This is a genomic window from Streptomyces sp. Go-475 (assembly GCF_003330845.1).
Classification (GTDB): domain Bacteria; phylum Actinomycetota; class Actinomycetes; order Streptomycetales; family Streptomycetaceae; genus Streptomyces.
This window is the reverse complement of record NZ_CP026121.1, coordinates 6,255,802-6,279,589: the sequence shown is the minus strand read 5'-3', so window position 1 is coordinate 6,279,589 and position 23,788 is coordinate 6,255,802. Positions and strand designations below refer to the sequence as shown.

Annotated in this window: 20 protein-coding genes and 2 pseudogenes; 7 read left to right on the top strand and 15 right to left on the bottom strand. The window is 71.9% G+C overall.

Annotation, left to right across the window (positions count from 1 at the left end; translation table 11 throughout):
* Positions 1–44: 44 nt before the first annotated feature.
* Positions 45–2,177: an ATP-binding protein gene (locus tag C1703_RS29025; protein ID WP_114255597.1), complete on the bottom strand. Its 2,133-nt coding sequence runs from the start codon at positions 2,175–2,177 to the stop codon at positions 45–47.
* A gap of 252 nt (positions 2,178–2,429) precedes the next feature.
* Here C1703_RS29025 and gabT point away from each other — a divergent pair, with 252 nt between their 5' ends.
* The gene (gabT, locus tag C1703_RS29020) at positions 2,430–3,764 is read left to right on the top strand and encodes a 4-aminobutyrate--2-oxoglutarate transaminase (protein ID WP_114255596.1); all 1,335 of its coding nucleotides are present in this window, start codon (positions 2,430–2,432) and stop codon (positions 3,762–3,764) included.
* Positions 3,765–3,950: 186 nt separating this feature from the next.
* A pseudogene (locus C1703_RS39910) lies at positions 3,951–4,165 on the top strand (phosphoesterase); the annotation flags it as partial.
* A gap of 8 nt (positions 4,166–4,173) precedes the next feature.
* On the opposite strand, the gene C1703_RS29010 reads toward C1703_RS39910, so the two are convergent.
* Entirely contained in the window at positions 4,174–5,055 is an 882-nt protein-coding gene (locus C1703_RS29010) for an NAD(P)-binding domain-containing protein (protein WP_114255595.1), read from the bottom strand.
* Between the two features lie 112 nt (positions 5,056–5,167).
* Here C1703_RS29010 and C1703_RS29005 point away from each other — a divergent pair, with 112 nt between their 5' ends.
* Positions 5,168–5,497: a helix-turn-helix domain-containing protein gene (locus tag C1703_RS29005; protein ID WP_114255594.1), complete on the top strand. Its 330-nt coding sequence runs from the start codon at positions 5,168–5,170 to the stop codon at positions 5,495–5,497.
* Between the two features lie 7 nt (positions 5,498–5,504).
* On the opposite strand, the gene C1703_RS29000 is transcribed toward C1703_RS29005, so the two are convergent.
* Positions 5,505–7,259, bottom strand: a complete 1,755-nt coding sequence (locus tag C1703_RS29000; protein WP_114255593.1) for an acyltransferase — start codon at positions 7,257–7,259, stop codon at positions 5,505–5,507.
* A gap of 56 nt (positions 7,260–7,315) precedes the next feature.
* On the opposite strand from C1703_RS29000, the gene C1703_RS28995 reads away from it, so the two are divergent.
* Positions 7,316–7,999 carry a phosphatase PAP2 family protein gene (locus C1703_RS28995; RefSeq protein WP_114255592.1) on the top strand — a complete coding sequence of 228 codons (684 nt, stop codon included), beginning with the start codon at positions 7,316–7,318 and terminating at the stop codon, positions 7,997–7,999.
* A 3-nt stretch (positions 8,000–8,002) separates the two neighbouring features.
* Here the strand turns inward: C1703_RS28995 and C1703_RS28990 are convergent, their stop codons facing one another.
* The 7 genes from C1703_RS28990 to C1703_RS28960 form a co-directional block, all read right to left on the bottom strand.
* Positions 8,003–8,458 (bottom strand): hypothetical protein, encoded by a 456-nt coding sequence (locus C1703_RS28990; RefSeq protein ID WP_114255591.1) that lies wholly within the window; start codon positions 8,456–8,458, stop codon positions 8,003–8,005.
* Between the two features lie 142 nt (positions 8,459–8,600).
* Entirely contained in the window at positions 8,601–10,019 is a 1,419-nt protein-coding gene (locus C1703_RS28985) for an FAD-dependent oxidoreductase (protein ID WP_114255590.1), read from the bottom strand.
* Between the two features lie 18 nt (positions 10,020–10,037).
* On the bottom strand, positions 10,038–10,838 hold the full coding sequence (locus C1703_RS28980) for an ABC transporter permease (RefSeq protein ID WP_114255589.1): 801 nt from the start codon (positions 10,836–10,838) through the stop codon (positions 10,038–10,040).
* On the bottom strand, positions 10,839–11,768 hold the full coding sequence (locus C1703_RS28975) for an ABC transporter permease (RefSeq protein WP_114255588.1): 930 nt from the start codon (positions 11,766–11,768) through the stop codon (positions 10,839–10,841). It lies immediately after the preceding gene.
* Complete coding sequence (locus C1703_RS28970) at positions 11,768–12,931, bottom strand: ABC transporter ATP-binding protein (protein ID WP_198678461.1); 1,164 nt, start codon at positions 12,929–12,931, stop codon at positions 11,768–11,770. Before C1703_RS28970 ends, C1703_RS28975 begins: the two co-directional genes overlap by 1 nt.
* A 5-nt stretch (positions 12,932–12,936) precedes the next feature.
* Positions 12,937–14,184 (bottom strand): spermidine/putrescine ABC transporter substrate-binding protein, encoded by a 1,248-nt coding sequence (locus tag C1703_RS28965; protein WP_114255586.1) that lies wholly within the window; start codon positions 14,182–14,184, stop codon positions 12,937–12,939.
* 55 nt (positions 14,185–14,239) lie between these two features.
* The gene (locus C1703_RS28960; protein ID WP_114255585.1) at positions 14,240–15,775 is read right to left on the bottom strand and encodes a gamma-aminobutyraldehyde dehydrogenase; all 1,536 of its coding nucleotides are present in this window, start codon (positions 15,773–15,775) and stop codon (positions 14,240–14,242) included.
* Positions 15,776–15,975: 200 nt separating this feature from the next.
* Between C1703_RS28960 and C1703_RS28955 the strand changes: the two genes are divergently transcribed.
* Entirely contained in the window at positions 15,976–16,545 is a 570-nt protein-coding gene (locus C1703_RS28955) for an NADAR family protein (RefSeq protein ID WP_114255584.1), read from the top strand.
* Between the two features lie 73 nt (positions 16,546–16,618).
* On the opposite strand, the gene C1703_RS28950 is transcribed toward C1703_RS28955, so the two are convergent.
* Both C1703_RS28950 and C1703_RS28945 read right to left on the bottom strand, forming a co-directional pair.
* Positions 16,619–17,068 carry a DUF4190 domain-containing protein gene (locus tag C1703_RS28950; RefSeq protein ID WP_114255583.1) on the bottom strand — a complete coding sequence of 150 codons (450 nt, stop codon included), beginning with the start codon at positions 17,066–17,068 and terminating at the stop codon, positions 16,619–16,621.
* Positions 17,069–17,136: 68 nt separating this feature from the next.
* Entirely contained in the window at positions 17,137–17,784 is a 648-nt protein-coding gene (locus C1703_RS28945) for a DUF4190 domain-containing protein (protein ID WP_114255582.1), read from the bottom strand.
* 144 nt (positions 17,785–17,928) lie between these two features.
* Between C1703_RS28945 and C1703_RS28940 the strand changes: the two are divergent.
* Together C1703_RS28940 and C1703_RS28935 are read left to right on the top strand one after the other, a co-directional pair.
* Positions 17,929–19,060, top strand: a pseudogene (locus C1703_RS28940) (adenosine deaminase).
* Positions 19,057–19,821: a glycerophosphodiester phosphodiesterase gene (locus C1703_RS28935; protein WP_114255580.1), complete on the top strand. Its 765-nt coding sequence runs from the start codon at positions 19,057–19,059 to the stop codon at positions 19,819–19,821. The pseudogene C1703_RS28940 and the gene C1703_RS28935 overlap by 4 nt, the downstream one beginning before the upstream one ends.
* Here the strand turns inward: C1703_RS28935 and C1703_RS28930 are convergent.
* The 3 genes from C1703_RS28930 to C1703_RS28920 form a co-directional block, all read right to left on the bottom strand.
* Positions 19,766–21,403, bottom strand: coding sequence for a sigma-70 family RNA polymerase sigma factor (locus tag C1703_RS28930; protein WP_114255579.1), 1,638 nt, complete (start codon positions 21,401–21,403; stop codon positions 19,766–19,768). The genes C1703_RS28935 and C1703_RS28930 overlap by 56 nt on opposite strands.
* Before the next feature lie 129 nt (positions 21,404–21,532).
* Positions 21,533–22,057, bottom strand: a complete 525-nt coding sequence (locus C1703_RS28925) for a hypothetical protein (RefSeq protein ID WP_114255578.1) — start codon at positions 22,055–22,057, stop codon at positions 21,533–21,535.
* 145 nt (positions 22,058–22,202) lie between these two features.
* Complete coding sequence (locus tag C1703_RS28920) at positions 22,203–23,642, bottom strand: gamma-aminobutyraldehyde dehydrogenase (RefSeq protein ID WP_114255577.1); 1,440 nt, start codon at positions 23,640–23,642, stop codon at positions 22,203–22,205.
* Positions 23,643–23,788: the final 146 nt, after the last annotated feature.

Genomic DNA, 23,788 nt, shown 5'->3' with positions numbered 1-23,788 from the left:
GCCTCACCGTACGGTCCCCGCGTACCCGCACCGGCGGGAAGCCGTCAGCCCCGGAGGTCCACCAGCAGCGGCGGCGCGTGCTCTCCCTTCACGTTGGTCAGCGACAGCACCGCGTGCCCCGCCGGAACGCCGTGCGCCAGCTCGGACGCGGACCAGCGCTCCCGCTCGACCTGCCGCACGGTCACCGCCCGCGCGGTCGGCGCCTTGCCGGTGATCACCCGCCGCACCGCGTGCAGGGCCTTGCCCGCCGGGGTCTCGGCGATGATCTGCCGGTCGGTGACGTCCCGGGCCTCGGTCCACTCCTTGCCCCACACCTCGGCGAAATCCTGCCCGTCCCAGGGCGTGACGCCCGACAGCGCCATCCGGCAGCCGGTGGCCCCGAGCAGCGGCCCGCGCAGGGGCCGGGCCACGTCGTCCAGGGTGCGCAGGGTCAGGACGACTCCGGCGTTGCCGGACCGCAGCCGCTGGATGCCGCGCACGGACTCGGGCGTGACCACGCCGGTCGCGTCGTCGAGCACCAGGCAGGCGAACAGCGACCGGTCCTCCCGTACGGCGACACTCGCCGTGAACTGGGCGAGCACCAGCCGCGCCAGCATCCGGGAGGCGTCGGCGTGCCCGCGCTCGGGCAGGTCGATGCGCACCCGCACGGGATGGTCGAGGGCCTTGAGCGTGAACGGCCGCGACCGGCCGGAGGTGTCGAAGAACCCGGCGAACGCGGGCCGGTCGAGCAGCGCGACCCGGTCGGCGAGCACCCCGCCCACGTCACCCGGCTGCCCCATCTGCCGCTCCCGGGCGTCGAGCTCCCGCAGCAGCGAGTCCTGCCCGGCGTCCTGCAGGCCCTGCCGCAGCGTGGCGAACGGCCCCGGCGCCCCGTCCAGCAGCTGCCGCAGCTCCGGTACGGAGGGGAAACGCCCGTGGACGGCCCGGAACGGTCCGAGCAGCTGCGCGAGGACGGTGGTGGACCGGCGGCTGTCACTGCCCGGGTGCGGATCGGCGAGATCCCCGACGAGCGCCTCGGCGAGCACGGACGCGGCCTCGTCCGGATCGGCGGTCCCGCCGTAGAGGTCGAGGTCGTACTCGGACTCCTGGTTCCCGATCCGTACGACGACGTCGTACGCGTCGGCCGGCCCGAGCCCCGCCCCGGCCGCCCCGACGACGACCACGGCGGCCCGCCCGGCGAGCGCGTGCAGACACAGCGACTCGGCGAGCGGCCGGACGACGGCACCGGTCTTGCCGGAACCGGCGGGGCCGACGGCGACGAGCGAGGTGCCGAGCAGGTCGGGGCCGAGGGCCAGCCCGGCCCCGCGGTAGGCGTAGGGGTTGCGGACGTCGTCCACGGTGGTCCCGAGCCGGACCTGCCCGGTGACCAGGTCGTGCCGGGCCAGCCGGGCGGGCAGGTCGCGCTCTCCGGAGGGGTGCAGGCAGGCGGCGGCGCCGTCCTTGAGCACCGCACCGCTGAAGGTGGCCAGGCTGTGCCGTCCGGTGCGCACACCCTGCCAGGCGCGGAGGATCCGGGCGTGGTCGACGTCCCGCATCAGCCCGGAGCGGGCGTCGGCGGCGAGCCGCTCGGCGGCGTCGGCGGCACCGGCGGCGCGGAGCTCGTTCCACTGGGCCGGGTCGTCCTCGGGGGCCGGTTGCGCGGCCTGGGGCTCCGTCCTGCGGAAGCGGGGGGCGACGAAGCGGCGCCACACCTCGCCCCAGCGGCCGAGCCGGGCCACTCCGACCATGATCGCCAGGGCGACGAGCAGCTCGTACCCCCGGTACACCAGGAACGTGCCGGTCTCGCCGAGATCGCTGTCGGCGCCGCGCCAGGCGTCGGGGACGATCAGGTCGAACGGCACCCACCACCAGTTGCCGAGGTAGCCGTTCTGCAGCAGCGACCAGATCAGCCAGCCCACCAGGAAGGCGATCAGCGCCCCGCTCAGCAGCTGCCGGGTGGGGACCGCTTCGGGCTCCTCCGCGGGCCGCGGCCGGTGCCCGAAGCGCCATACGCCCGGCGCCGCGTCGGGGCGGGGCGCGCGCAGCCAGGCGAGGAAGGCCGACCCGTCCGGCAGCGGGGGCGCCTCCGGTGCCCGGGGCGGCATCGGCGGCATCGCGGGCACCTCCGGCGGCCCCCCCGGGCGCGGCACGGGATGCGCGTGCGTACCCCGGGCCTCCTGCGTCCCGTCGCTGTCCATCGCCCTTGCCCCCTGACCAGCCGCTCCGTCCACCATCAGCGAGCCAATCTAACGCCCTCCCATGGGGAGTTCACCGCTTACACGGCCGGGTCGTGGGCAGCAGCCCACCAGACCGCCATGTCCACCCCGGACAAGCCGCCGCGCCGACAACGCCCACATGGAGCATGCCCACCCCCCTTTCCCCGCCCTAGCCTGCGAGAAAAGAAGCCAAGCGTCCGTGCCTCACCATCCGCACCACCCCAGGAGCCCCGCATGACCGCACTTCCGCAGGAGCGTCGCGTCGTCACCGCCATCCCCGGACCGAAGTCGCAGGAGCTGCAGGCCCGCCGCACCGCCGCGGTCGCGCAGGGTGTGGGCTCGGTGCTGCCCGTGTTCACGGCGCGTGCGGGCGGCGGCATCATCGAGGACGTCGACGGCAACCGGCTCATCGACTTCGGCTCGGGCATCGCCGTGACCTCCGTCGGCGCCTCCGCCGAGGCCGTCGTACGGCGGGCGTCCGCGCAGCTCGCCGACTTCACCCACACCTGTTTCATGGTCACGCCCTACGAGGGGTACGTGGAGGTCGCCGAGGCGCTCGCCGAGCTGACCCCCGGTGACCACGCCAAGAAGAGCGCGCTGTTCAACTCGGGCGCCGAGGCCGTCGAGAACGCCGTGAAGATCGCGCGGGCGTACACCAAGCGGCAGGCCGTCGTCGTGTTCGACCACGGGTACCACGGGCGGACCAACCTGACGATGGCGCTCACCGCGAAGAACATGCCGTACAAGCACGGCTTCGGGCCGTTCGCGCCCGAGGTGTACCGCGTGCCGGTGGCGTACGGCTACCGCTGGCCGACCGGCCCGGAGAACGCGGGCCCCGAGGCCGCCGCCCAGGCGATCGACCAGATCAGCAAGCAGGTCGGCGCCGAGAACGTGGCCGCGATCATCATCGAGCCGGTGCTCGGCGAGGGCGGCTTCATCGAGCCGGCCAAGGGCTTCCTGCCCGCCGTCCGGAAGTTCGCCTCCGACCACGGCATCGTCTTCGTCGCCGACGAGATCCAGTCCGGCTTCTGCCGCACGGGCCAGTGGTTCGCGTGCGAGGACGAGGGGATCGTCCCCGACCTGATCACCACGGCCAAGGGCATCGCCGGCGGTCTGCCGCTGGCGGCCGTGACCGGTCGCGCCGAGATCATGGACGCCGCGCACGCCGGCGGCCTGGGCGGCACCTACGGCGGCAACCCGGTCGCCTGCGCCGGCGCGCTCGGCGCCATCGAGACGATGAAGGAGCTCGACCTCAACGCCCGGGCGAAGGACATCGAGGCCGTGATGAAGGCGCGCCTGTCCGCCATGCAGGAGAAGTTCGACGTCATCGGAGACGTCCGTGGACGCGGCGCGATGATCGCCATCGAACTGGTCAAGGACCGCGCCACCAAGGAGCCCAATCCGGAGGCGACCGCCGCACTTGCCAAGGCCTGCCACGCCGAGGGGCTGCTGGTCCTGACCTGTGGCACCTACGGCAACGTGCTCCGCTTCCTGCCCCCGCTGGTGATCGGCGAGGACCTGCTGAACGAGGGCCTCGACATCATCGAGCAGGCCTTCTCCCGCATCTGACCCGGTCACCGCCCGCACCCTGCCCCGCCGGCCCGCACATCCGAGCCGCCGCCGGGGCAGGTGAGCCGCTCCGGTTCCGCTACCGGGGCGGCGAGCGGCAGAGCGTGTGAAGAAGGTGTGCGAGGTGGATGACAGGGGGCCCTGCGGCCTGTCCTGCGCCCTGCCCCTGTCGTAGGTTCTACCCAGATGAGAGATACACCCCGCCCACAGGGGACTGTGGGTGACATCAGGCCGGGGCCTCCCCAGCTTCGACCTGGTCGTGCCCTCGCGCACACAACCGGAGCCTGAGGCTCTGGATCTCCTCACCGATCGGACAGTCGCCCGCCCCAAACCCCCCGGGGCGGCGACGTTCCGGTCCGGACGGCCGCCTCGGAACCACCCCCCCTGTTCCGGGGCGGCCGACCTCCCTCTACGCCCCCTTCCTGAGCACTTCCGTCAGTGCCGCGATGCTGTGCCGCCCATGGCCCGCCTCGGCCGCCCGCCGCAGCAGGTCGTGCAGGGGAGCCAGCCAGGCGGTGTCGACGTTCGTCTCCTCGGCCAGGTCATGGTCGTGGGCCGTGCCCGCGAGGAAGAGGTCCACCGAACTGGCGGCGTCGCCGTAGTCACCGCTGTCGATCTCCGCGGCGTAGACCGGCAGCAGCGTCTTGATCATGTCGAGCCACTTGCCGGCGAAGCGCACCATCGACTCCGCCCGCAGTCCTCGCGCCTGGACGGCGGCGGCCCCCTGGAAGAACCCGACGAGCGCGGGCAGCAGCATCGCGCCCACCGCCATCTCGTACAGCGCGGCGAGATCGGACTCCTCCCCGAGGTGGACGGTGTCGCCTCCCAGCGCCCTGAGGGTCGTCTCGTGCGCGTCGAAGACCGACCGGTCGCCGCTGTAGTAGAGCAGGGTGTCCGGTGCTCCCACGGCCGCCGGCACGTTCTTGACCGCTCCGGCGAGCAGGCGGGCGCCGTGCGCGGTGGCCCACGCGGCGGTCTCGCGCGCGCCGGACGGGGAGCCGCTGTTCAGGGTGACGACGTCCCGGCCGCGTAACGCCCCGGCAGCCGGTTCCAGTGCCGCGCGGGTGTCCTCGAAGGTGGTCAGGCAGGTGACGACCAGTCCGCTCGCCGCGACGGCGTCCGCGACCGACTCCGCGTGCACGGCCCCCTTCTCCACCAGCGGCCCGGCTCGGCCCGGGGTGCGGTTCCAGACGGTGGTCGGGTGTCCTGCCGCCAGGAACGCCCCGGCGAGGGCCCGGCCCATCGAACCCAGTCCTATGACGGTCACGGGTGCGGGGTGGTCTCCAGCCATGTTTCTCTCCCTTGTTCTCTTTACGGGAGTCCATGCTGGGTGGTCGCGTACATTCCCTCAAGTACCTACATTTTTCTCGGGTACTGACAGTTTTGTTCGTGGGGAGGGCCGGATGGCGAAGCGTACGTTCACCTGCGGGCTGGATGCCGCCATAGCCGTGATGGGCGGAAAGTGGAAGGGCCTGATTCTGTTCTCGCTGGGGGAAGGGCCTTTGCGCTTCGGCGAGTTGCGGCGCGAGGTGGCCGGAATCAGCGAACGGATGCTCATCCTTCAGCTGCGGGAGATGGAGAACAGCGGTCTGGTGCACCGCGAGGTGCACCAGCAGGTTCCGCCGAAGGTGGAGTACTCGCTGACGGAATTCGGCCGTTCCCTCAATGCCGCGATGGCACCGCTCGGGGAATGGGGCGAAAAGAATCTGGAACGGATCGAGGCCATTCCGTGAGCCCGGGTCAGGACGGTTTCGCGGCGGCGGCCGGGGCCGGTCCCGGGCGGTGGATGCCGCGGGGGCGGTAGCCCAGGACGTCGGCGAGGCCGAGCACGTCCGCGAGCAGCCAGATGATGGCGAGCCACATCTCCGTGCCCTGGAGGCCGGGTTCGCGGCCGGGGCCGCTGCCGTCGGGGGTGGGGCCGAAGGCGAAGCCGCGGCCGGGGTGCCAGCGGCGCAGGGCGGCGGTGAGCCGGTCCGCCGCCCAGGCCCGGGCCTCCTCGGAGCGGTGGCCGGTCTGCCGGGCGCAGAGCCACAGGGGGTGGATCACGTCCAGGACGTTGCAGGCGTTCTCGCGGCCCGGGGCGAAGTGGCGGGGGTCGCGGGCGTGGTCCAGGACGGTGTCGATCGCGCGCTCCGCGTACGGCACGGGCAGGCCGAACTGGGCGAAGGAGCCGCGGGTGAGCCGGTAGTAGCCGTTGACCATCTGCAGGCGTCCGGCCTCGGGCGTGGGCGAGCCCCACAGGCCGGTCCAGGGATCGGCGTGGGTGTGCAGCCAGCCGAACAGTGCCTCCAGCGCGCCGGGCGCGGCCGCCTCCGCTCCGAGGCGCAGGTTCCAGTGCGCGGCGGTGGCCCAGGAGTCGACCCAGGCCCCGGCGTGCCAGGCGCGGTCGCGCCAGGGCAGTGCGGCCAGGTGCCGGACCAGCCGGTCCGCGGTCGTGCCGCGCACCGCGTGGACCGGGTGGGCGAAGGAACTGCCGAGCAGGTCGAGCGCGTAGCCCACGCACAGCACGTGGTAGGCCGCGGCACCGTCGTCGTCCGGCAGCCCGGCCGGGCCGGGGAGCGGCGGCGCCGCGCCGTACTCGGGGACCAGCCCGGTGGCGGGGTCCTGCAAAGCCCGCAGCCGCTCCACGTGCTCGGCGGCGGACAGTCGGGGCGGCACGTCCCGGAGCAGCAGGTCGGCGATCTCGACGGCGTCGCAGTGGGCCCGCACGGTCGGCTGGACACCGGGCCGGTCGACGTAGTGGCCGGTGCCCGGTTGCCGGCAGCGGTCGAGCAGGTCGGGGGCCTGGGCCCGGGCGGTTCCTGCGAACGCGGCGAGTTCCTCGGCGAGAGCAGCGAGGGCGGGACGCCGGTCCGCGCTGGCGCGCGGACCGGGGTGGGACGTGCCGAGGACGTGGGCAGGGCTTGGCCCCTCACCCCCCGTCTCCCGCCGGTCCCGGATGCGACGGGCCGGATTTCCCGCCGCCACCGTCCACGCCGGCAGGTCCTTCGTCACCACCGCTCCCGCCCCGACCACGCAGTGGTCCCCGATCGTCACGCCGTCCAGCACCACCACGTGCGAGCCGATCCACACGTCGTCGCCGACCGTGATCCCGCGGCTGGTGACGGGCTGCCGGTGGACCGGCAGGTCGGGCGCGGTCCCGTGGTTGAAGCCGAGCAGGGAGGTGTGGGCGCCGACGCGCACCCCGTCCCCCAGGGTGACGGTCCCGCGAACCACCGTGAACGGGTTGATCGTGCAGTCGGCGCCGGTGCGTATGTCGCCGGTGACATAGGCGTGCGCCGCGATGTAGGAACGGTCGCCCAGGTGCAGGACGTCCGGGTGCACGGCCGCCGTCTCCGCGACGAAGCAGTCCGCCCCGAGCCGCACCGGCCCCGGCCCCGCGAGCAGCCGCCGCTGCCACTGCTCCTGTGCCGCGCGCTGCCCGTCGGACGCCTGCGCGGCGAAGAGCCACGGGCAGTGTTCGAAGAGGCCGTCGTCGTTCGCCGGCTGGTTCACGTGATCCTCCGAGGGGGCCGCGAGTGGGCGTCTGTGCTCGTGCCAAGCTGTGCCCCATGCCGATCCCCGCGAACCAGGAGCGCGCCACGTCCCCCACGCGGGGCAGGAGAACACACCCGGGCCTCCTGACCCTCCTGTTCGGCCTCCCCGCCCTGCTCTTCGCCCTGATCACCTGGCAGGTCGTCGCCGACGGCCCGCTGATCCGGCTCGACGAACGCGTCAGCCGCGACCTCGTCGCCCCCGACCGCGCGTCCGAACTCCTCGCCGACCTCGGGAACGTCCAGGTCGCGGTCCCGGTCCTGGCCGTCGCCCTCGGGTACGTCGCCGTACGCGCCCGCCGCGCCGGCGGCGTCCGCTGGTGGCTGCCGGTGGCCGCCGCGGCCCTGCTCATGGCCCTGGTCCCGGCGCTGGTCATCCCGCTCAAGGAACTCACGGACCGCCCGGGCACCCCGGTCGTCCCGCCCGGCACCGGCTACTACCCCTCGGGCCACACCGCCACGGCCGCCATCGCCTACGGCTCCGCGACCCTGCTCCTGCTCCCCGGGCTCCGCACGGCCCTGGCCCGCCGCGCGCTGGTCGCCGTCTGCGCCGTGCTGGTGCTCGGTGTCAGCTACGGCCTGGTCCGCCGCGGTTACCACTGGCCGCTGGACGTGGTGGCGAGCTGGTGTCTGTGCGCGGTGCTGCTGTCGTCGCTGTGGCTGTTCCTGCGGCGGACGGGGCCGCCCGAGCAGCCCCGGTAGGGCCTAATCGTCGTGCTCGGTGGCCAGCCCCGCCGCCGCCTCGTGCATTGCCAGTTCCAGCAGCGCCGGGTCCGTCAGCGTGCCCGTGCCGTCCGGGGGGACCAGCCAGCGGACGCCGCCGGGTGAGGAACGGCCCGGGTACGGCACGACGATCCAGGTGCCCGCGCCGGCGGTGCGGATGCCCGTGCCGAGCCAGCGGGCCGCGGTGCCCGGCGGTACGAAGAAGCCCATGCGCGCGTCGCCGAAGTCGACGAGCACGGGCCCCGGCTGGTCGAGGACGCGGCTCAGCACGTCGAGCGTGGCGTAGCCGAGTTCGCCGGGCAGGATGAGCACGTCCCAGGCGCTGCCCGCGGGCAGCAGCGCCACCCCGAGCGGGTTGCGCTCCCATTCCCAGCGGCAGGCCTCGGGGTCGGGTGCGACGGATGCGAGCCACTCGACGGCCGTCTTCGCACCGGTCATCGGGAGGACCCCCTTCTCTCTCAATAGATCTCGTGGACGCGCGGCGCGTCCCGAGGGCGTCACGAGGGAGAAGGGGGTCTCTCGCCGTCATTACGCGGCTTCCGGCTCCTCGTTGGAGTGAACCGGCTCACATCCCACCGGCTCAGCTGTCGAAGCCCAGCCCCAGCCGGTCCATCGTCCGCAGCCACAGGTTGCGGCGTCCGCCCTGTGCGTCGGCCCTCGCCAGGGACCACTTGGTGAGGGCGATGCCCGTCCAGGCGAACGGCTCGGGCGGGAACGGCAGCGGCTTCCTGCGGACCATCTCCAGTTCGGTCCGCTCGGTGCGCTCCCCCGCCAGCAGGTCCAGCATCACCTCGGCGCCGAACCGGGTGGCGCCGACGCCGAGCCCCGTGTAGCCGGCCGCGTAGGCCACCCTGCCCTGGTGGGCGGTGCCGAAGAACGCCGAGAAGCGGGAGCAGGTGTCGATCGCGCCGCCCCAGGCGTGGGAGAAGCGGACGCCCTCCAACTGCGGGAAGCAGGTGAAGAAGTGCCCGGCGAGCTTGGCGTAGGTCTCGGGGCGGTCGTCGTACTCGGCGCGCACGCGGCCGCCGTAGGGGTAGATCGCGTCGTAGCCGCCCCAGAGGATCCGGTTGTCGGCGGAGAGGCGGAAGTAGTGGAACTGGTTGGCGCTGTCGCCGAGGCCCTGGCGGTTCTTCCAGCCGATCGAGGCCAGTTGATCGGCGGTGAGCGGCTCGGTCATGAGGGCGTAGTCGTAGACGGGGACGGTGTAGGAGCGGACGCGTCTGACCAGGTTGGGGAAGATGTTGGTGCCGAGGGCGACCCGGCGGGCGCGGACCCGGCCGTAGGGGGTGCGTACGGCCATGCCGGCGCCGTAGGGCTTCAGGTTCAGCGCGGGGGTGTGCTCGTAGACGCGCACGCCCAGTTCCACGCACGCCCGCTTCAGGCCCCACGCGAGCTTCGCCGGGTGCAGCATGGCGACGCCCCTGCGGTCCCACAGGCCCGCCTGGAAGGTGGGTGAGTTCACCTGTTCCCGTACGGCGTCGGCGTCCAGGTACTCGACGCCGTCGGCGAGGCCGCGGCGGGACATCTCCTCGTGCCAGTCACGCAGTTCCCACGCCTGGTACGGCTCGGTGGCGACGTCGATCTCGCCGGTGCGTTCGAAGTCGCAGTCGATGGAGTGCCGGGCGACGGCCGCCTCGATCGCGTCGAGGTTGCCGGCGCCCAGCTCCTGGAGCGTGTGGATCTCGTCCGGCCAGCGGGCGAGGCCGTTGGGCAGGCCGTGGGTGAGGGAGGCGGCGCAGAACCCGCCGTTGCGGCCCGAGGCGGCCCAGCCCACCTCGCGGCCCTCCACCAGCACCACGTCCCGCCGCGGGTCGCGCTCCTTGGCGGCCAGCGCCGTCCACAGTCCGCTGTAGCCGCCGCCGACGACCAGCAGGTCGCAGGTCTCGGAGGTGGTGAGGGCGGGCTCGGGGCGGGGCCGGCCGGGGTCGTCCAGCCAGTACGGGACCGGCTGGGCGTCGGAAAGCGATCGGATCCACTGATTCATGGCGCTCGGGGCCATGATGTCAACTCCCTACGGTTATGCCTTGTGTCTGTTGCGGCGATTGCCGACGGCCATGGAAACGAGGACGAACAGGACGGCGACGACGAACATGGCCGTGCCGATGACATTGATCTGGACGGGCGTTCCGCGCTGTGCCGAGCCCCAGACGAACATGGGGAAGGTGACGGTCGAGCCCGCGTTGAAATTGGTGATGATGAAGTCGTCGAAGGAGAGCGCGAAGGCGAGCAGCGCGCCCGCCGCGATTCCCGGGGCGGCTATCGGCAGGGTGACGCGGAGGAACGTCTGGAACGGGCCCGCGTACAGGTCCCGTGCCGCCTCCTCCAGTTTCGGGTCCATCGACATCACGCGTGCTTTCACGGCCGTGACCACGAAACTCAGGCAGAACATGATGTGCGCGATGAGGATCGTCCAGAAACCGAGCTGTGCGCCCATGTTGAGGAACAGGGTGAGCAGCGAGGCGGCCATGACGACCTCGGGCATCGCCATCGGCAGGAAGATCAGCGAGTTCACGGCGCCGCGGGCGCGGAACCGGTAGCGGACCAGGGCGAAGGCGATCAGGGTGCCCAGCAGGGTGGCGCCGAGGGTCGCCCAGAACGCGATCTGGAGGCTGACCGACAGCGAGCCGCACAGGTCGGAGACCCCGCAGGGGTCTTTCCACGCGTCCAGGGAGAACTGCTGCCACTCGTAGTTGAAGCGCCCCTTCGGTTTGTTGAAGGAGAACACCGTCACGACGATGTTCGGCAGCAGCAGATAGGCGAGCGTCAGCAGTCCCGCGATGACGACGAGATTTCTCTTGAGCCAGTTGACGAAGGGCATTCAGACCAGATCCTCCGTCCCGGACCTGCGGATGTAGAGGGTGACCATGAGGAGGATGGCCGCCATGAGGATGAAGGAGAGTGCCGCGGCCGTCGGATAGTCGAGCACTCTGAGGAATTGCGTCTGGATGACGTTGCCGACCATGCGGGTGTCCGTGGAGCCGAGCAGATCGGCGTTGACGTAGTCACCGGCCGCCGGGATGAAGGTCAGCAGCGTGCCGGAGACGACACCGGGCATCGACAGCGGGAAGGTCACCTTGCGGAACGTCGTCCAGGGGCGGGCGTACAGGTCCCCCGCCGCCTCGTGCAGCCGGCCGTCGATGCGCTCCAGCGAGGTGTAGAGCGGCAGGATCATGAACGGCAGGAAGTTGTACGTCAGGCCGCACACCACCGCGAGCGGCGTCGCGAGGACGCGGTCGCCTGCGGTCCAGCCGAGCCAGTTGGTGACGTCCAGGACGTGCAGCGTGTCGAGCGCGCCGACGACCGGGCCGCCGTCCGCGAGGATCGTCTTCCAGGCCAGGGTGCGGATCAGGAAGCTGGTGAAGAACGGCGCGATCACCAGGATCATGATCAGGTTCCGCCAGCGGCCCGCCCGGAAGGCGATCAGATACGCCAGCGGGTAGCCCAGCAGCAGGCACAGGATCGTCGCCGTGCCCGCGTAGAGCACCGAGCGGACGAACTGCGGCCAGTACGCCGACAGCGCGTCCCAGTAGGTGGCGAAGTGCCAGGTGACCTTGTAGCCCGTCTCCAGGGAGCCCGTCTGCACGGACGTGGAGGCCTGGTAGATCATCGGCAGCGCGAAGAACAGCAGCAGCCAGAGGATGCCGGGCAGCAGCAGCCAGTACGGGGTCAGCCGGCCCCGGCGCTTCGGGGGCTTCGGCCCGGTTGCGTCCGGTGCGAGCGGCGGTGGCGCCTCGGTGAGTGTCGACATCAGGCCGCCTCTTCCACTCCGGCGGAGCCCTCTGTCCCGTCGAACACGGACTGGGCGGCGTCCAGGCCGAAGGTGTGGGCCGGGTTCCAGTGCAGGACGACCTCGGCGCCGGGCACGAGCCGCGGGTCGCGGTCGATGTTCTGGGCGTAGACCTCGAAGTCGGAGCAGACGGGGCTGTCGACGACGTACTGCGTCGAGACGCCGATGAAGCTGGAGTCCGCGATCCGGCCGGTGATGCGGTTGCGGCCCGCCGGGATCTCGCCGGCGTCGTCCGCGTGAGTGAGGGAGATCTTCTCCGGGCGGACGCCGACCAGCACCTTGCCGCCGGTGCTCGTGGGCGCCGAACAGCGCGCCTCGGGCATCACGAGCTTGCCGCCGCCCGCCTTCAGCACGATGTCCTCGCCGCTGCTGGAGTCGACCTCGGCCTCGATGAAGTTCGACGTGCCGAGGAAGTTGGCGACGAAGGTGGTGCGCGGGTTCTCGTACAGGTCGGCCGGGGAGCCGAGCTGCTCGACGCGGCCCGCGTTCATCACGGCGACCGTGTCGGCCATGGTCATGGCCTCCTCCTGGTCGTGCGTGACGTGGATGAAGGTGATGCCGACCTCGGTCTGGATGCGCTTGAGCTCCAGCTGCATCTGGCGGCGCAGCTTCAGGTCGAGGGCGCCGAGCGGCTCGTCGAGCAGGAGCACCTTGGGGTGGTTGATCAGCGCGCGGGCCACGGCGACGCGCTGCTGCTGGCCGCCGGAGAGCTGGTGCGGCTTCTTGCGGGCCTGCTCGCCGAGCTGGACGAGGTCGAGCATCTCGTCGACCTGCTTCTTCACCGACTTCAGGCCGCGCCGGCGCAGGCCGAAGGCGACGTTCTCGAAGATGTCGAGGTGCGGGAAGAGGGCGTAGGACTGGAAGACGGTGTTCACCGGCCGCTTGTACGGCGGGAGGGCCGTCACGTCCTGGTCGCCCAGGAAGACGCTGCCGGCGGACGGTTCCTCCAGCCCGGCGATCATGCGCAGGGTGGTGGTCTTGCCGCAGCCGGAGGCGCCGAGCAGGGCGAAGAAGGAGCCCTGCGGGACGGTCAGGTCGAGCGGGTGGACGGCGGTGAAGGCGCCGTAGGTCTTGGCTATGCCCGTGAGGCGGACGTCGCCGCCCTGGTCGGTGGTGTTCGTCATGGTGGTCACGCCCCCGTCAGCTTCGCGAACTTCTCTTCGAACTCGGTCTCTTCCTTCGAGCTCAGCGAGCGGAAGGCGTGGGACTTGGCCGCCATGGCCTTGTCGGGGATGATCAGCGGGTTGTTCGCCGCGTCCTCGTCGATCTTCGCCAGCTCGGCCTTCACGCCGTCGACGGGGCACACGTAGTTGATGTACGCGGCGAGTTCGGCGGCGGGCTTCGGCTCGTAGTAGAAGTCGATGAGCCGCTCGGCGTTCGTCTTGTGCCGGGCCTTGTTGGGGATCAGCAGGTTGTCCGTGGACGTCATGTAGCCGCTGTCGGGGATGAGGAAGTCGATGTCGGGGCTGTCCGCCTTGAGCTGGACGACGTCCCCGGCCCAGGCGACGCAGGCCGCGAAGTCGCCGCTGGTCAGGTCCGAGGTGTAGTCGTTGCCGGTGAAGCGGCGGATCTGGCCCTTGTCGACGGCCTTCTGCAGGCGGGCGATGGCCGCGTCGTAGTCGTCGGCCGTGAACTTCGCCGGGTCCTTGCCCATGTCGAGCAGCGTCATCCCGACGCTGTCGCGCATCTCCGACAGGAAGCCGACGCGCCCCTTCAGCTTGGGGTTGTCGAGCAGGTCGGATATCGACTTCACCTCGACGCCGTCGAGGGCCTTCTTGTTGTACGCGATGACGGTGGAGATGCCCTGCCAGACGTACGAGTAGGCGCGGCCCGGATCCCAGTCGGGGCTGCGGAACTGGGCGGACAGGTTGGCGTAGGCGTGCGGCAGGTTGGAGGGGTCGAGCTTCTGCACCCAGCCGAGGCGGATGAGCCGCCCGGCCAGCCAGTCGGTGAGGACGATCAGGTCGCGGCCGGTGTCCTGGCCCGCGGCGAGCTGCGGCTTGATCTTGCCGAAGAACTCGTTGTTGTCGTTGATGTCCTCGGTGTACCTGACCTTGATGCCGGTGCGCCTGGTGAACTGCTCCAGCGTCGGGTGGTGCTTGCCGCTGTCGTCGACGTCCATGTACTCGGTCCAGTTGGAGAAGTTCACGGTCTTCTCCTTGGCCGAGCGGTCCTCTGCGGAGACGCCGCCCTGCGACTGACCGGCCGCCGGGATGCCGCAGGCGCTCAAGCTCCCGAGACCGCCGACGGCGAGCGCGCCGCCCGCGGAGGCGCGCAGCAGGGACCGCCGGGTGAGGGCGGCCCTGCCGTTGGTGAAGCTGCGCCGCCGGGCGGCCACTTGGGCCGGGGAGAGGCGGTCGGGCTCGTACTGCTCCATGCGCGTGGTGCCCTTTCGGAGGGTGGGCGGCCGCTGGTCAGGCGGCCTGATACGGCTAGCGGTCCCCGAAGACGGTGCGGTGCCAGTCCTTCGCGGCCACCGCGGTGTTGTCGAACATGACGTGCTTGATCTGGGTGTACTCCTCGAACGAGTACGTTGACATGTCTTTGCCGTAGCCGGAGGACCGGTAGCCGCCGTGCGGCATCTCGCTGATGATCGGGATGTGGTCGTTGACCCATACGCAGCCGGCCTTGATCTCGCGCGTGGCCCGGTTGGCCCGGTACACGTCCCGGCTCCAGGCGGAGGCGGCCAGCCCGTACGGGGTGTCGTTGGCGAGCGCGATCCCCTCGTCGTCGGTGTCGAACGGCAGCACGACCAGGACCGGCCCGAAGATCTCGGACTGCACGACCTCGCTGTCCTGCGGCGCGTCGGCGATCAGGGTGGGACGGTAGTAGGCGCCCTGGGCGAGTTCACCCCCGGGTGCCTCACCGCCGGTCACCACGCGCGCGTAGGCCCGCGCCCGGTCGACGAAACCGGCGACCCGGTCGCGCTGGACGTGCGAGATCAGCGGCCCGAGGTCGGTCCCGGCGGCGAAGGGGTCGCCGAGCCGGACGGTCTCCATGAGCGCGGCGGTCCGCGCCACGAACTCCTCGTACAGCGGCCGCTGCACGTACGCGCGCGTGGCGGCCGTGCAGTCCTGCCCGGTGTTGATGAGCGCGCCCGCGACCGCGCCGTGGGCGGCGGCCTCAAGGTCGGCGTCGTCGAAGACCACGAACGGCGCCTTGCCGCCGAGCTCCAGGTGCAGGCGCTTGACGGTGGCGGTGGCGACCTCGGCGACGCGCTTGCCGACGGCGGTGGAGCCGGTGAAGGAGGTCATGGCCACGTCGGGGTGGCCGACGAGGTGTTCCCCGGCCTCCTTGCCGGTGCCGGTGACGATGTTGATCACGCCGTCCGGGATCCCGGCGTCCGTGGCCGCCTGCCCGAAGAGCAGCGAGGTCAGCGGGGTGAGCTCGGCGGGCTTCAGGACGATGGTGTTGCCCGCGGCGATCGCCGGGAGGATCTTCCAGGCGGCCATCTGGAGGGGGTAGTTCCAGGGCGCGATCGACCCGACGACCCCGATGGGCTCGCGCCGGACGTACGAGGTGTGGTCGCCGGAGTACTCACCGGCGGACTGCCCCTGCAGCAGCCGTGCGGCTCCGGCGAAGAAGGCGGTGTTGTCGACGGTGCCCGGGACGTCGAACTCCCGGCTCAGCTTCAGCGGCTTGCCGCACTGGAGCGACTCGGCGCGGGCGAAGTCCTCGGCCCGGTCGGCCAGGACCGCGGCGAACCGGTGCAGGGCGTCGGACCGCTCGCCGGGCGTGGTCCCCGCCCAGCCGGGGAAGGCCTCGCGGGCGGCGGCGACGGCCCGGTCGACGTCGGCCGCGCCCGCGAGCTCGTAGCGCAGGACCTCCTCGCGCGACGCCGGGTCGACGACCGCGTGCGTACGGCCGGAGGTGCCCCTGGTCAGGCGTCCCGCGATGTACTGCGCGCCCTCCTGGAAGCACTCCTCGGCCGGGAATCGGTCCGGGGTGGCGGTACCCGGGTTGTGCATGTCGCTCTCCTCCGTGTCCCCGCGAGGGGGCCGGCGTGGCTCAGGCTCGATTTGAGTGCCGATCCTGACAGAGGGATGGGACTCCAACAAGGGATTCCGTTGTTGATTTTTGGTTACGCGACGGAATCTGTCGACCAGGTGGCGAGTCCGCCGGGAAAGGGCGGGACGCTGTGTCAGTGGTGCGTGCCAGACTCGCCCGCATGGAGAAGATCACGGGGGCGGTCGGTTCGCGGGAGGCCCTGATCAGGGCGGTCCGCGCCGGCGCCAAGGTCGAGTATCTGCACTTCTGGGGGCACCGGCCGCGGCCCGACGGCCGGATCGGGCCGAGCTGTCTGAGCCAGTGGTGGCCGTCGCCGTTCACGGTGGACGGCGTGGAGTACGCGACGGCCGAGCACTGGATGATGGCCGGCAAGGCCCGGCTCTTCGAGGACGCGGCGGCCGAGCGTGCCGTGCTGGCGGCCGGGCCTCCCGCCGCGGCGAAGAAGGCCGGGCGGCTGGTACGCGGGTTCGACGAGGCGATATGGGCGCGGGAGCGGTTCCGGATCGTCGTGGAGGGTTCCCTCCACAAGTTCGGCGCCCATCCGGACCTGCGGGAGTTCCTGCTGAACACCGGCGACCGCGTGCTGGTCGAGGCGAGCCCCGTGGACCGCGTGTGGGGCATCGGGCTGGCCGCGGGCGACGAGGCGGCCAGGGACCCGGAGCGGTGGCGGGGGCCGAACCTGCTGGGGTTCGCGCTGATGGAGGCGCGGGAGCGGCTGCGCAGGACGTGAGCGAGGGGCCGGCCCCCGGGACCGCCCCACGGAAGGGCCGGCCCCCGGAACCGGCCCCTCCGTGGGGCTTCGCTCAGGCAGCCGCGCCGAGCCCACCCATGATGCTGGCGAACAGCAGGAAGCCCAGCAGCGGCAGGATCACGGTGGCGATGATGCCGCAGACCAGGCCGGCGGTCGCCGCGCCCTTGTTGGTGGCCTTGCCGCGGCCGATGGCGCCGAAGATGATCGCCAGGATGCCCAGGACCACGCCGAAGAACCACAGCAGGAAGGTCACGCTGCACACCACGCCGATGATGCCCAGCACCAGCCCCGTGGTTCCCATGCCGTTGCTCGGCTGCGGAGGCATCCCGTAGCCGGGGGCCTGGGGGTAGCCCGCGGGCGGCGCGGCCGGGTAGCCCGGGCCGCCCTGGGGGTAGCCGTAGCCCGGGCCGGACTGCTGCGGGTAGCCGTAGCCGGGAGCCGGCTGCTGCGGGGGCTGGGACGGCGGCCCGAACCCACCGGGCGCGGGACTGGTGTTGGACATGGACGATCTCCCCTCGTTGTCAGACCAGGGAATCGTAGTGGCCAAGTTCGCCCCGTTGTACGGGAGTTTCAGCGGTGGTACGGGGCGGTGGCGATCGGGGCGTGGGCGCCGTAGGGGTCGCTGTCGTACGAGTCGTCGCTGTTGATGGCGGCCGTGATGCCGACCGCGATCAGGACGATCACGGTGATGCCGAGGATGATCCCGATGATGCCCATGATCAGACCCGCCTGGGCCTGGCCGTGGTTCGTGGCCACCCCGGCCTCGGCGCGCTTGCGGCCCTTGATGCCGAAGACGACGGCGAGGATGCCGGTGACCAGGGAGACCACGCCGTAGAGGCAGAACAGCGTGCAGGAGATGATGCCGAGCACCATCGCCGCTATGCCCATGCCGTTCTGCGGGGCCGGCTGCATACCGGGCCAGCCGTAGCCGGCCCCGGCCTGGTAGCCGGTCCCGCCCTGGGGGTAGCCGGGGTAGCCGTAGCCGCCGGGGGCGACCGGCGGGGGTGGGACCGCCCCGGCGCCCGTGCCGTCGAACTGGGGCGTGCCGGTGGGCGGGGTGAAGCCCGCGCTCGGCATCGAGGTGACCGTGGCCTGGTCGTGCACGGAGGACGGCGGCCCTTGGGTGGGCGGCTGGTCCTTGTCGAGCGACGGCTTGTTCTCCGGGGGCGCCCACGGGTCGTGGCCGCCGCCTGCGCCGGGCTGCGTCGGGTCCGTCATCTGTGCATCCCCCCTGGGTCGATCGTGCCGCCATGCTACGGGGCGCTGCGACGCGGGTCGCAGTGCGGGTGCGCGGGGGCCGGTCGCGCGGTTCCCCGCGCCCCTGGGGGGCGCCGCACCACGGCCTAGGATGAAGCCCGAGTCATCGATCAGCCGATCACCCGCGCCCGCCCGAGCCACGCTCCGGCCGGGGCGCCGTTCCGGGGAGGAACCCTTGACCGAGCATCTCGTCGACCCTCAGGCCCCGCGCGACCTGAAGGCGTTCATCGCCGGACTGCCCAAGGCCGAACTGCACGTGCACCACGTGGGCTCCGCCTCCCCCCGGATCGTGTCCGAGCTGGCCGCCCGGCACCCCGACTCGAAGGTGCCGGCCGACCCCGCGGCCCTGGTCGACTACTTCACGTTCACCGACTTCGCGCACTTCATCGACGTGTACCTGTCCGTCGTCGACCTGATCCGCACCCCGGAGGACGTCCGGCTGCTGACCTACGAGGTGGCCCGGGACCTGGCCCGGCAGCAGGTGCGGTACGCCGAGCTGACCATCACGCCGTTCTCGTCCACGCGTCGCGGCATCGACGAGCGGGCCTTCATGGACGCGATCGAGGACGCCCGCAAGGCGGCCGAGGCCGAGTTCGGGACGGTGCTGCGCTGGTGCTTCGACATCCCCGGCGAGGCCGGCCTGGAGGCCGCCGAGGAGACGACCCGGCTCGCCACCGACGACCGGCTGCGCCCGGAGGGCCTGGTCTCCTTCGGGCTGGGCGGTCCGGAGGTCGGCGTGCCCCGGCCGCAGTTCAAGCCCTACTTCGACCGGGCGATCGCGGCCGGGCTGCACTCCGTGCCGCACGCCGGCGAGACCACCGGCCCGGAGACCGTCTGGGACGCGCTGACGCACCTGCGGGCCGAGCGCATCGGGCACGGCACCAGCTCCGCGCAGGACCCGAAGCTGCTCGCGCACCTCGCCGAGCACCGGATCCCGCTGGAGGTGTGCCCGACCTCCAACATCGCCACGCGCGCGGTCCGCACCCTCGACGAGCACCCGATCAAGGAGTTCGTGCGGGCCGGGGTCGTCGTCACGATCAACTCCGACGACCCGCCGATGTTCGGCACCGACCTGGAGAACGAGTACGCGGTCGCCGCCCGGCTCCTCGGCCTCGACGAGCGGGGCCTGGCCGACCTGGCGAAGAACGCCGTCGAGGTGTCCTTCCTGGACGACGCCGGCAAGACCAGGATCAAGGGCGAGATCGACACGTACACCGCGGGGTGGCTCGACCGGTGACGTCCTCCGCACAGCGCCCCGGACAGGCACGGCGTCCCGCGCGGGCCGTGACCGCCGTGGCCCACCGGGGCGACCCCTACCGCGTCCGGGAGAACACCGTGGCCTCGCTCAGGTCCGCGCTCGGCCGGGGCGCGGACGCGGTGGAGATCGACGTACGGCTCACCCGGGACGGCGTGCCGGTGCTGCTGCACGACGCGACGCTCAAGCGGCTCTGGGAGCACGAGCGGCCGGTGCTCGCGCTCTCCTACGACGAGGTGCGCGGGCTGACCGGCGGCGGGGTGCCGACCCTGACGGAGGCGCTGGCCGCGACCGACGGGCACCGGGTGATGATCGACCTGCCCGGCTCGCCCGACGTGCGGGCGGTGCGCCGGGTCATGGACGCCGTCGGGGAGGCCTCGGCGGCGGACCGCGTCTACTACTGCGCGGGCGCCGACGCCATGCTCGCCGTGCGCGCGGCGGACCCGGACGCCGAGATCGCCCTCACCTGGACGACGCTGGCGCCGCCGCGGCCCGTGCTGCTGGAGGCGATCCGCCCGCGCTGGCTGAACTACCGCTTCTCCCTGGTGGACCGGCCGCTCGCCGACCGGGTCCACGCCGACGGCTACCTGCTGTCGGTCTGGACCCCCGACACGCGCCGCTCCATGCGGCGTCTGCTGGCCGCGGGGGTGGACTCGATCACGACCAACCGCGTCGACGTGCTGTGCGCTACACGCGCGAGCGCTGCGGCACCGTCGCCGGATCGGCCGGGGTCGCGCGCGTGACGTACTGCGGCACCGGCGCGCTGTCCGTGCCGGTGTCGCGGACGAGGCCGTAGCGGATCGCGCCCTGGTCGGGACCTTCGTTGATGTCCTTGTCCACGGCCTCCCAGCTCGACGGGAAGACGGCGAGGCCGTAGTCGCAGCCCCGTTCGTTCTGGGTGAGGGTGACGGTGCCGTCGAGGTAGAAGTACTCGTTCTGCCACATCTGCTGGGTGCCGGGCGGCAGGACGGCCCAGCCGATGTCCGGGCCGCCCATGCCGGTGGCGTAGCCGTTCGGGGCGCCGGGCAGCGGATCGTCCATCCGGCGCCAGCCGCCGGACGCCACGTGGAACAGCTTGCCCTTCAGGCCGGTCCAGCTGGGCATGACCAGCGCGCCCGGCCGGGACTTCGGCGAGATCTGCCAGCGGACCAGGACATAGCCCTGCCCGGTGAACGTCACGCTGTCGCCGCGGTGCTGCATGACCGCCTTCGGTCCGCCGGTGCTGGTGAGGCCGGACTCGGGGCGGCGCGGCAGCGCGGCGGGCCGGGCGTCCGGGGCGGGGGCGCGGTCGACGGCGTCGACGACCGTGCCGTAGAGGTCGGCCTTCGTGGACGGCGACGGCGAGGGCTCGGCGCTGGGCGGCGCGGAGGGCGATGGCGGTCCGGGGGTGGTGGCCGTCGCCGTGGGGGTGACCGCGGCCCGGGGCGGCGGGGCGTCCGGCGGCTGGGTGACGACGTAGGCGCCGCCCGCGACGATCGTCGCGCCCGCCGTCATCGCGACGGCCGGCTTGGTGAGCGCGCCCAGCAGCTTGGCGGACCAGCCGGCGGACGTGGCGGCCGCGGCCGTCTTCCCGCCGAAGGCGAGCGACAGTGTGAACCCGGCCGGCAGCGGGACCAGGGCGATGCCGACGAGGAGGCGTTCCGCCGGTACGACGGACTCGCGGGTGTCGCCGCAGTAGCCGCAGCCGCGGATGTGCCGGGCGAGCCGCTTGCGCCACACCGAGTCGGGCCTGCCGTCCCAGCGGCCGGTCAGCTCGCGCAGGTCGGGGCAGGCGCCGTCCAGGGCGCGGACGATGCCGCGGGAGGTCTCCAGGCGCTCCTTCATCCGCTGGACGCGCACGGCGGCGTGCTGCCGGGTGATGCCGACGGCGTCCGCCAGCTCGCGCCGGGTCAGTTCGCCGGCGACCTCCAGCCACCACAGCGACAGCAGCTGCCGGTCCTCGTCGTCCAGCCACCGCACCGCCTCGGCGACCTCGCGCCGCTGCCCCTCCAGCTGGAGCCGCAGCACGGTCAGTTCGGCGAAGTCGGCGGCCGGTGCCTCCTGAAGCCGATCCGCCGTCCGGCGCCGGGCCCGGTCCCGGATCTGCCGCATGGCGATCGCCACCAGCCAGGACCGGAAGCTGTCCGGGTCGCGCAGCGAGCCGAGGTTGCCGACCGCGCGCAGCATGGTCTCCTGGACGACGTCGTCGACGTCGGCGTGGCCGTTCAGGGCCCGGCCCACGATGTTGTAGACCAGCGGCAGCCAGCCCGCGACCAGCTCGTCCAGCGCCTGCCGGTCGCCGGACTGCGCCGCCGTGATGACGGCGCGCCAGTGCTGACTGTCCACGGTGCCCTCTCGACGCCTGGGTTCACTGATGTTCCGCACGCACCCTCTCAGCCGGTACCGGGGTCCTCGCCATGTCGGGGATCACATGCGGGGAGACGGCGTGAAGGTTCTCGGGATAACAGTTTTTCCTCAGACGCCCGGCACCGGGACGGCCACCGGCGCGGTCAGCGCCTCCAGCCGCTTGATCCGCCGCCGGACGACGTACAGCGGGATCACCCCGAGCACGCCGAAGGCCATGTCGATCACCGACCACCAGAAGGGGATGCCGCGGATCGGTCCGCAGATCAGGGCGAGGGGGATGATGCCGGCGCAGGCGATCATCCCGAACTCGACGACCCAGATGTTGCGGACCGGGTCGCGGTAAGGCCCGTAGAAGGCGACCGCGATCACCAGGTGCGCGAAGGCCAGCCAGTCCGTGCCGTACAGGAGGAAGGGGTACTCGGCGTCCGCCCGGTCGAGGCCGGCGCGCACCCGCCCGATCCACTCCGTCAGGCCGGGCAGGTGGTCGCCGACGGACAGTGCCCGCAGCAGGTCCTCGGTCCACCGCAGTTCGTGGACCAGGGGAAAGGCCGTGGCGCCACTGAGCACCAGACACACCACGAAGAAGACCAGCCACGCACGGATGCCCTTGAGCAGGGCGGCTCTGTCGCTCATGAGGCGCACTCTACGCCGCAATTGAACATGTTCAAAAACAGGGGTCCGTCTCGGACGCCCCGGGGTCCGTCTCGGACGCCCCGGCATGCGGGAACGGCCCCGGACGGAGAGGAACCGTCCGGGGCCGCTCGGCCGTACGGGGGGGCTACGCGTCCAGCGACGTCATCACGTGCTTGATGCGCGTGTAGTCGTCGAAGCCGTACGCCGACAGGTCCTTGCCGTAGCCGGACTTCTTGAAGCCGCCGTGGGGCATCTCCGCGACCAGCGGGATGTGCGTGTTGATCCACACGCAGCCGAAGTCGAGCTTCTTGGACATCCGCATGGCGCGGCCGTGGTCCTTGGTCCACACCGAGGAGGCGAGCGCGTACTCCACGCCGTTGGCCCACTCCACGGCCTGGTCCTCGTCGGTGAAGGACTGCACGGTGATGACCGGGCCGAAGACCTCCTTCTGGATGATCTCGTCGTCCTGCTTCAGGCCCGAGACGACGGTCGGCGCGTAGAAGTAGCCCTTGTCGCCGACCCGCTTGCCGCCGGTCTCCACGCGCGCGTGCGCGGGCAGCCGGCCGATGAAGCCCTCGACCTGCTTGAGCTGGTTGGGGTTGTTGAGCGGCCCGTACAGCACGTCCTCGTCGTCCGGCTGCCCGGTCTTCGTCTCGGCGGCGGCCTTCGACAGGGCGGAGACGAACTCGTCGTGGATGGACTCGTGCACGAGCACGCGCGTGGCGGCCGTGCAGTCCTGGCCGGCGTTGAAGTAGCCCGCGACGGAGATGTCCTCGACGGCCTTGGCGATGTCGGTGTCCTCGAAGACCACGACCGGGGCCTTGCCGCCCAGCTCCAGGTGGACGCGCTTGACGTCCTTGGAGGCGGACTCGGCGACCTGGATGCCCGCCCGCACCGAGCCGGTGATGGAGGCCATCGCCGGGATCTCGTGCTCGACCATCATGCGACCGGTCTCACGGTCGCCGCAGATGACGTTGAAGACGCCCTTCGGCAGGATCCCGCCGAGGATCTCCGCGATCAGGACCGTGGAGGCCGGGGTGGTGTCGGACGGCTTCAGCACGACCGTGTTGCCCGCCGCGATCGCCGGGGCGAACTTCCACACGGCCATCATCATCGGGTAGTTCCACGGCGCGACCTGCGCGCAGACGCCGACCGGCTCCCGGCGGACGATGGAGGTCAGGCCCTCCATGTACTCACCGGCCGAGCGGCCCTCCAGCATCCGCGCCGCACCCGCGAAGAAGCGGATCTGGTCGACCATCGGCGGGATCTCCTCGGAGCGGGTCAGCCCGACCGGCTTGCCCGTGTTCTCCACCTCGGCCGCGATCAGCTCCTCGGCGCGCTCCTCGAAGGCGTCCGCGATCTTCAGCAGGGCCTTCTGACGCTCGGCGGGCGTGGTGTCGCGCCAGCCGGGGAAGGCCTCGGCGGCCGCCGCCATCGCGGCGTCCACGTCCGCCTGCCCGGACAGCGGAGCGGTCGCGTACGCCTCGCCCGTCGCGGGATTGACCACCTCGGTGGTCCGTCCGTCGGCGGCGTCCCGGAACTCACCGCCGATGTAGTTGCGCAGACGACGCAGCTCGGTGCTCACTGCCGGCCCTCCAGTTCGGATGTCCAGTACTTGAGACACCCACCCTAGTCGGCCGGTCCACGTTTTCAACACCCCCACTCCCGTCGTTCATGCGGAATCCGCAGGAGTAGGCGATCCAAACAACGGATTTCATCGATCGAGGCTTG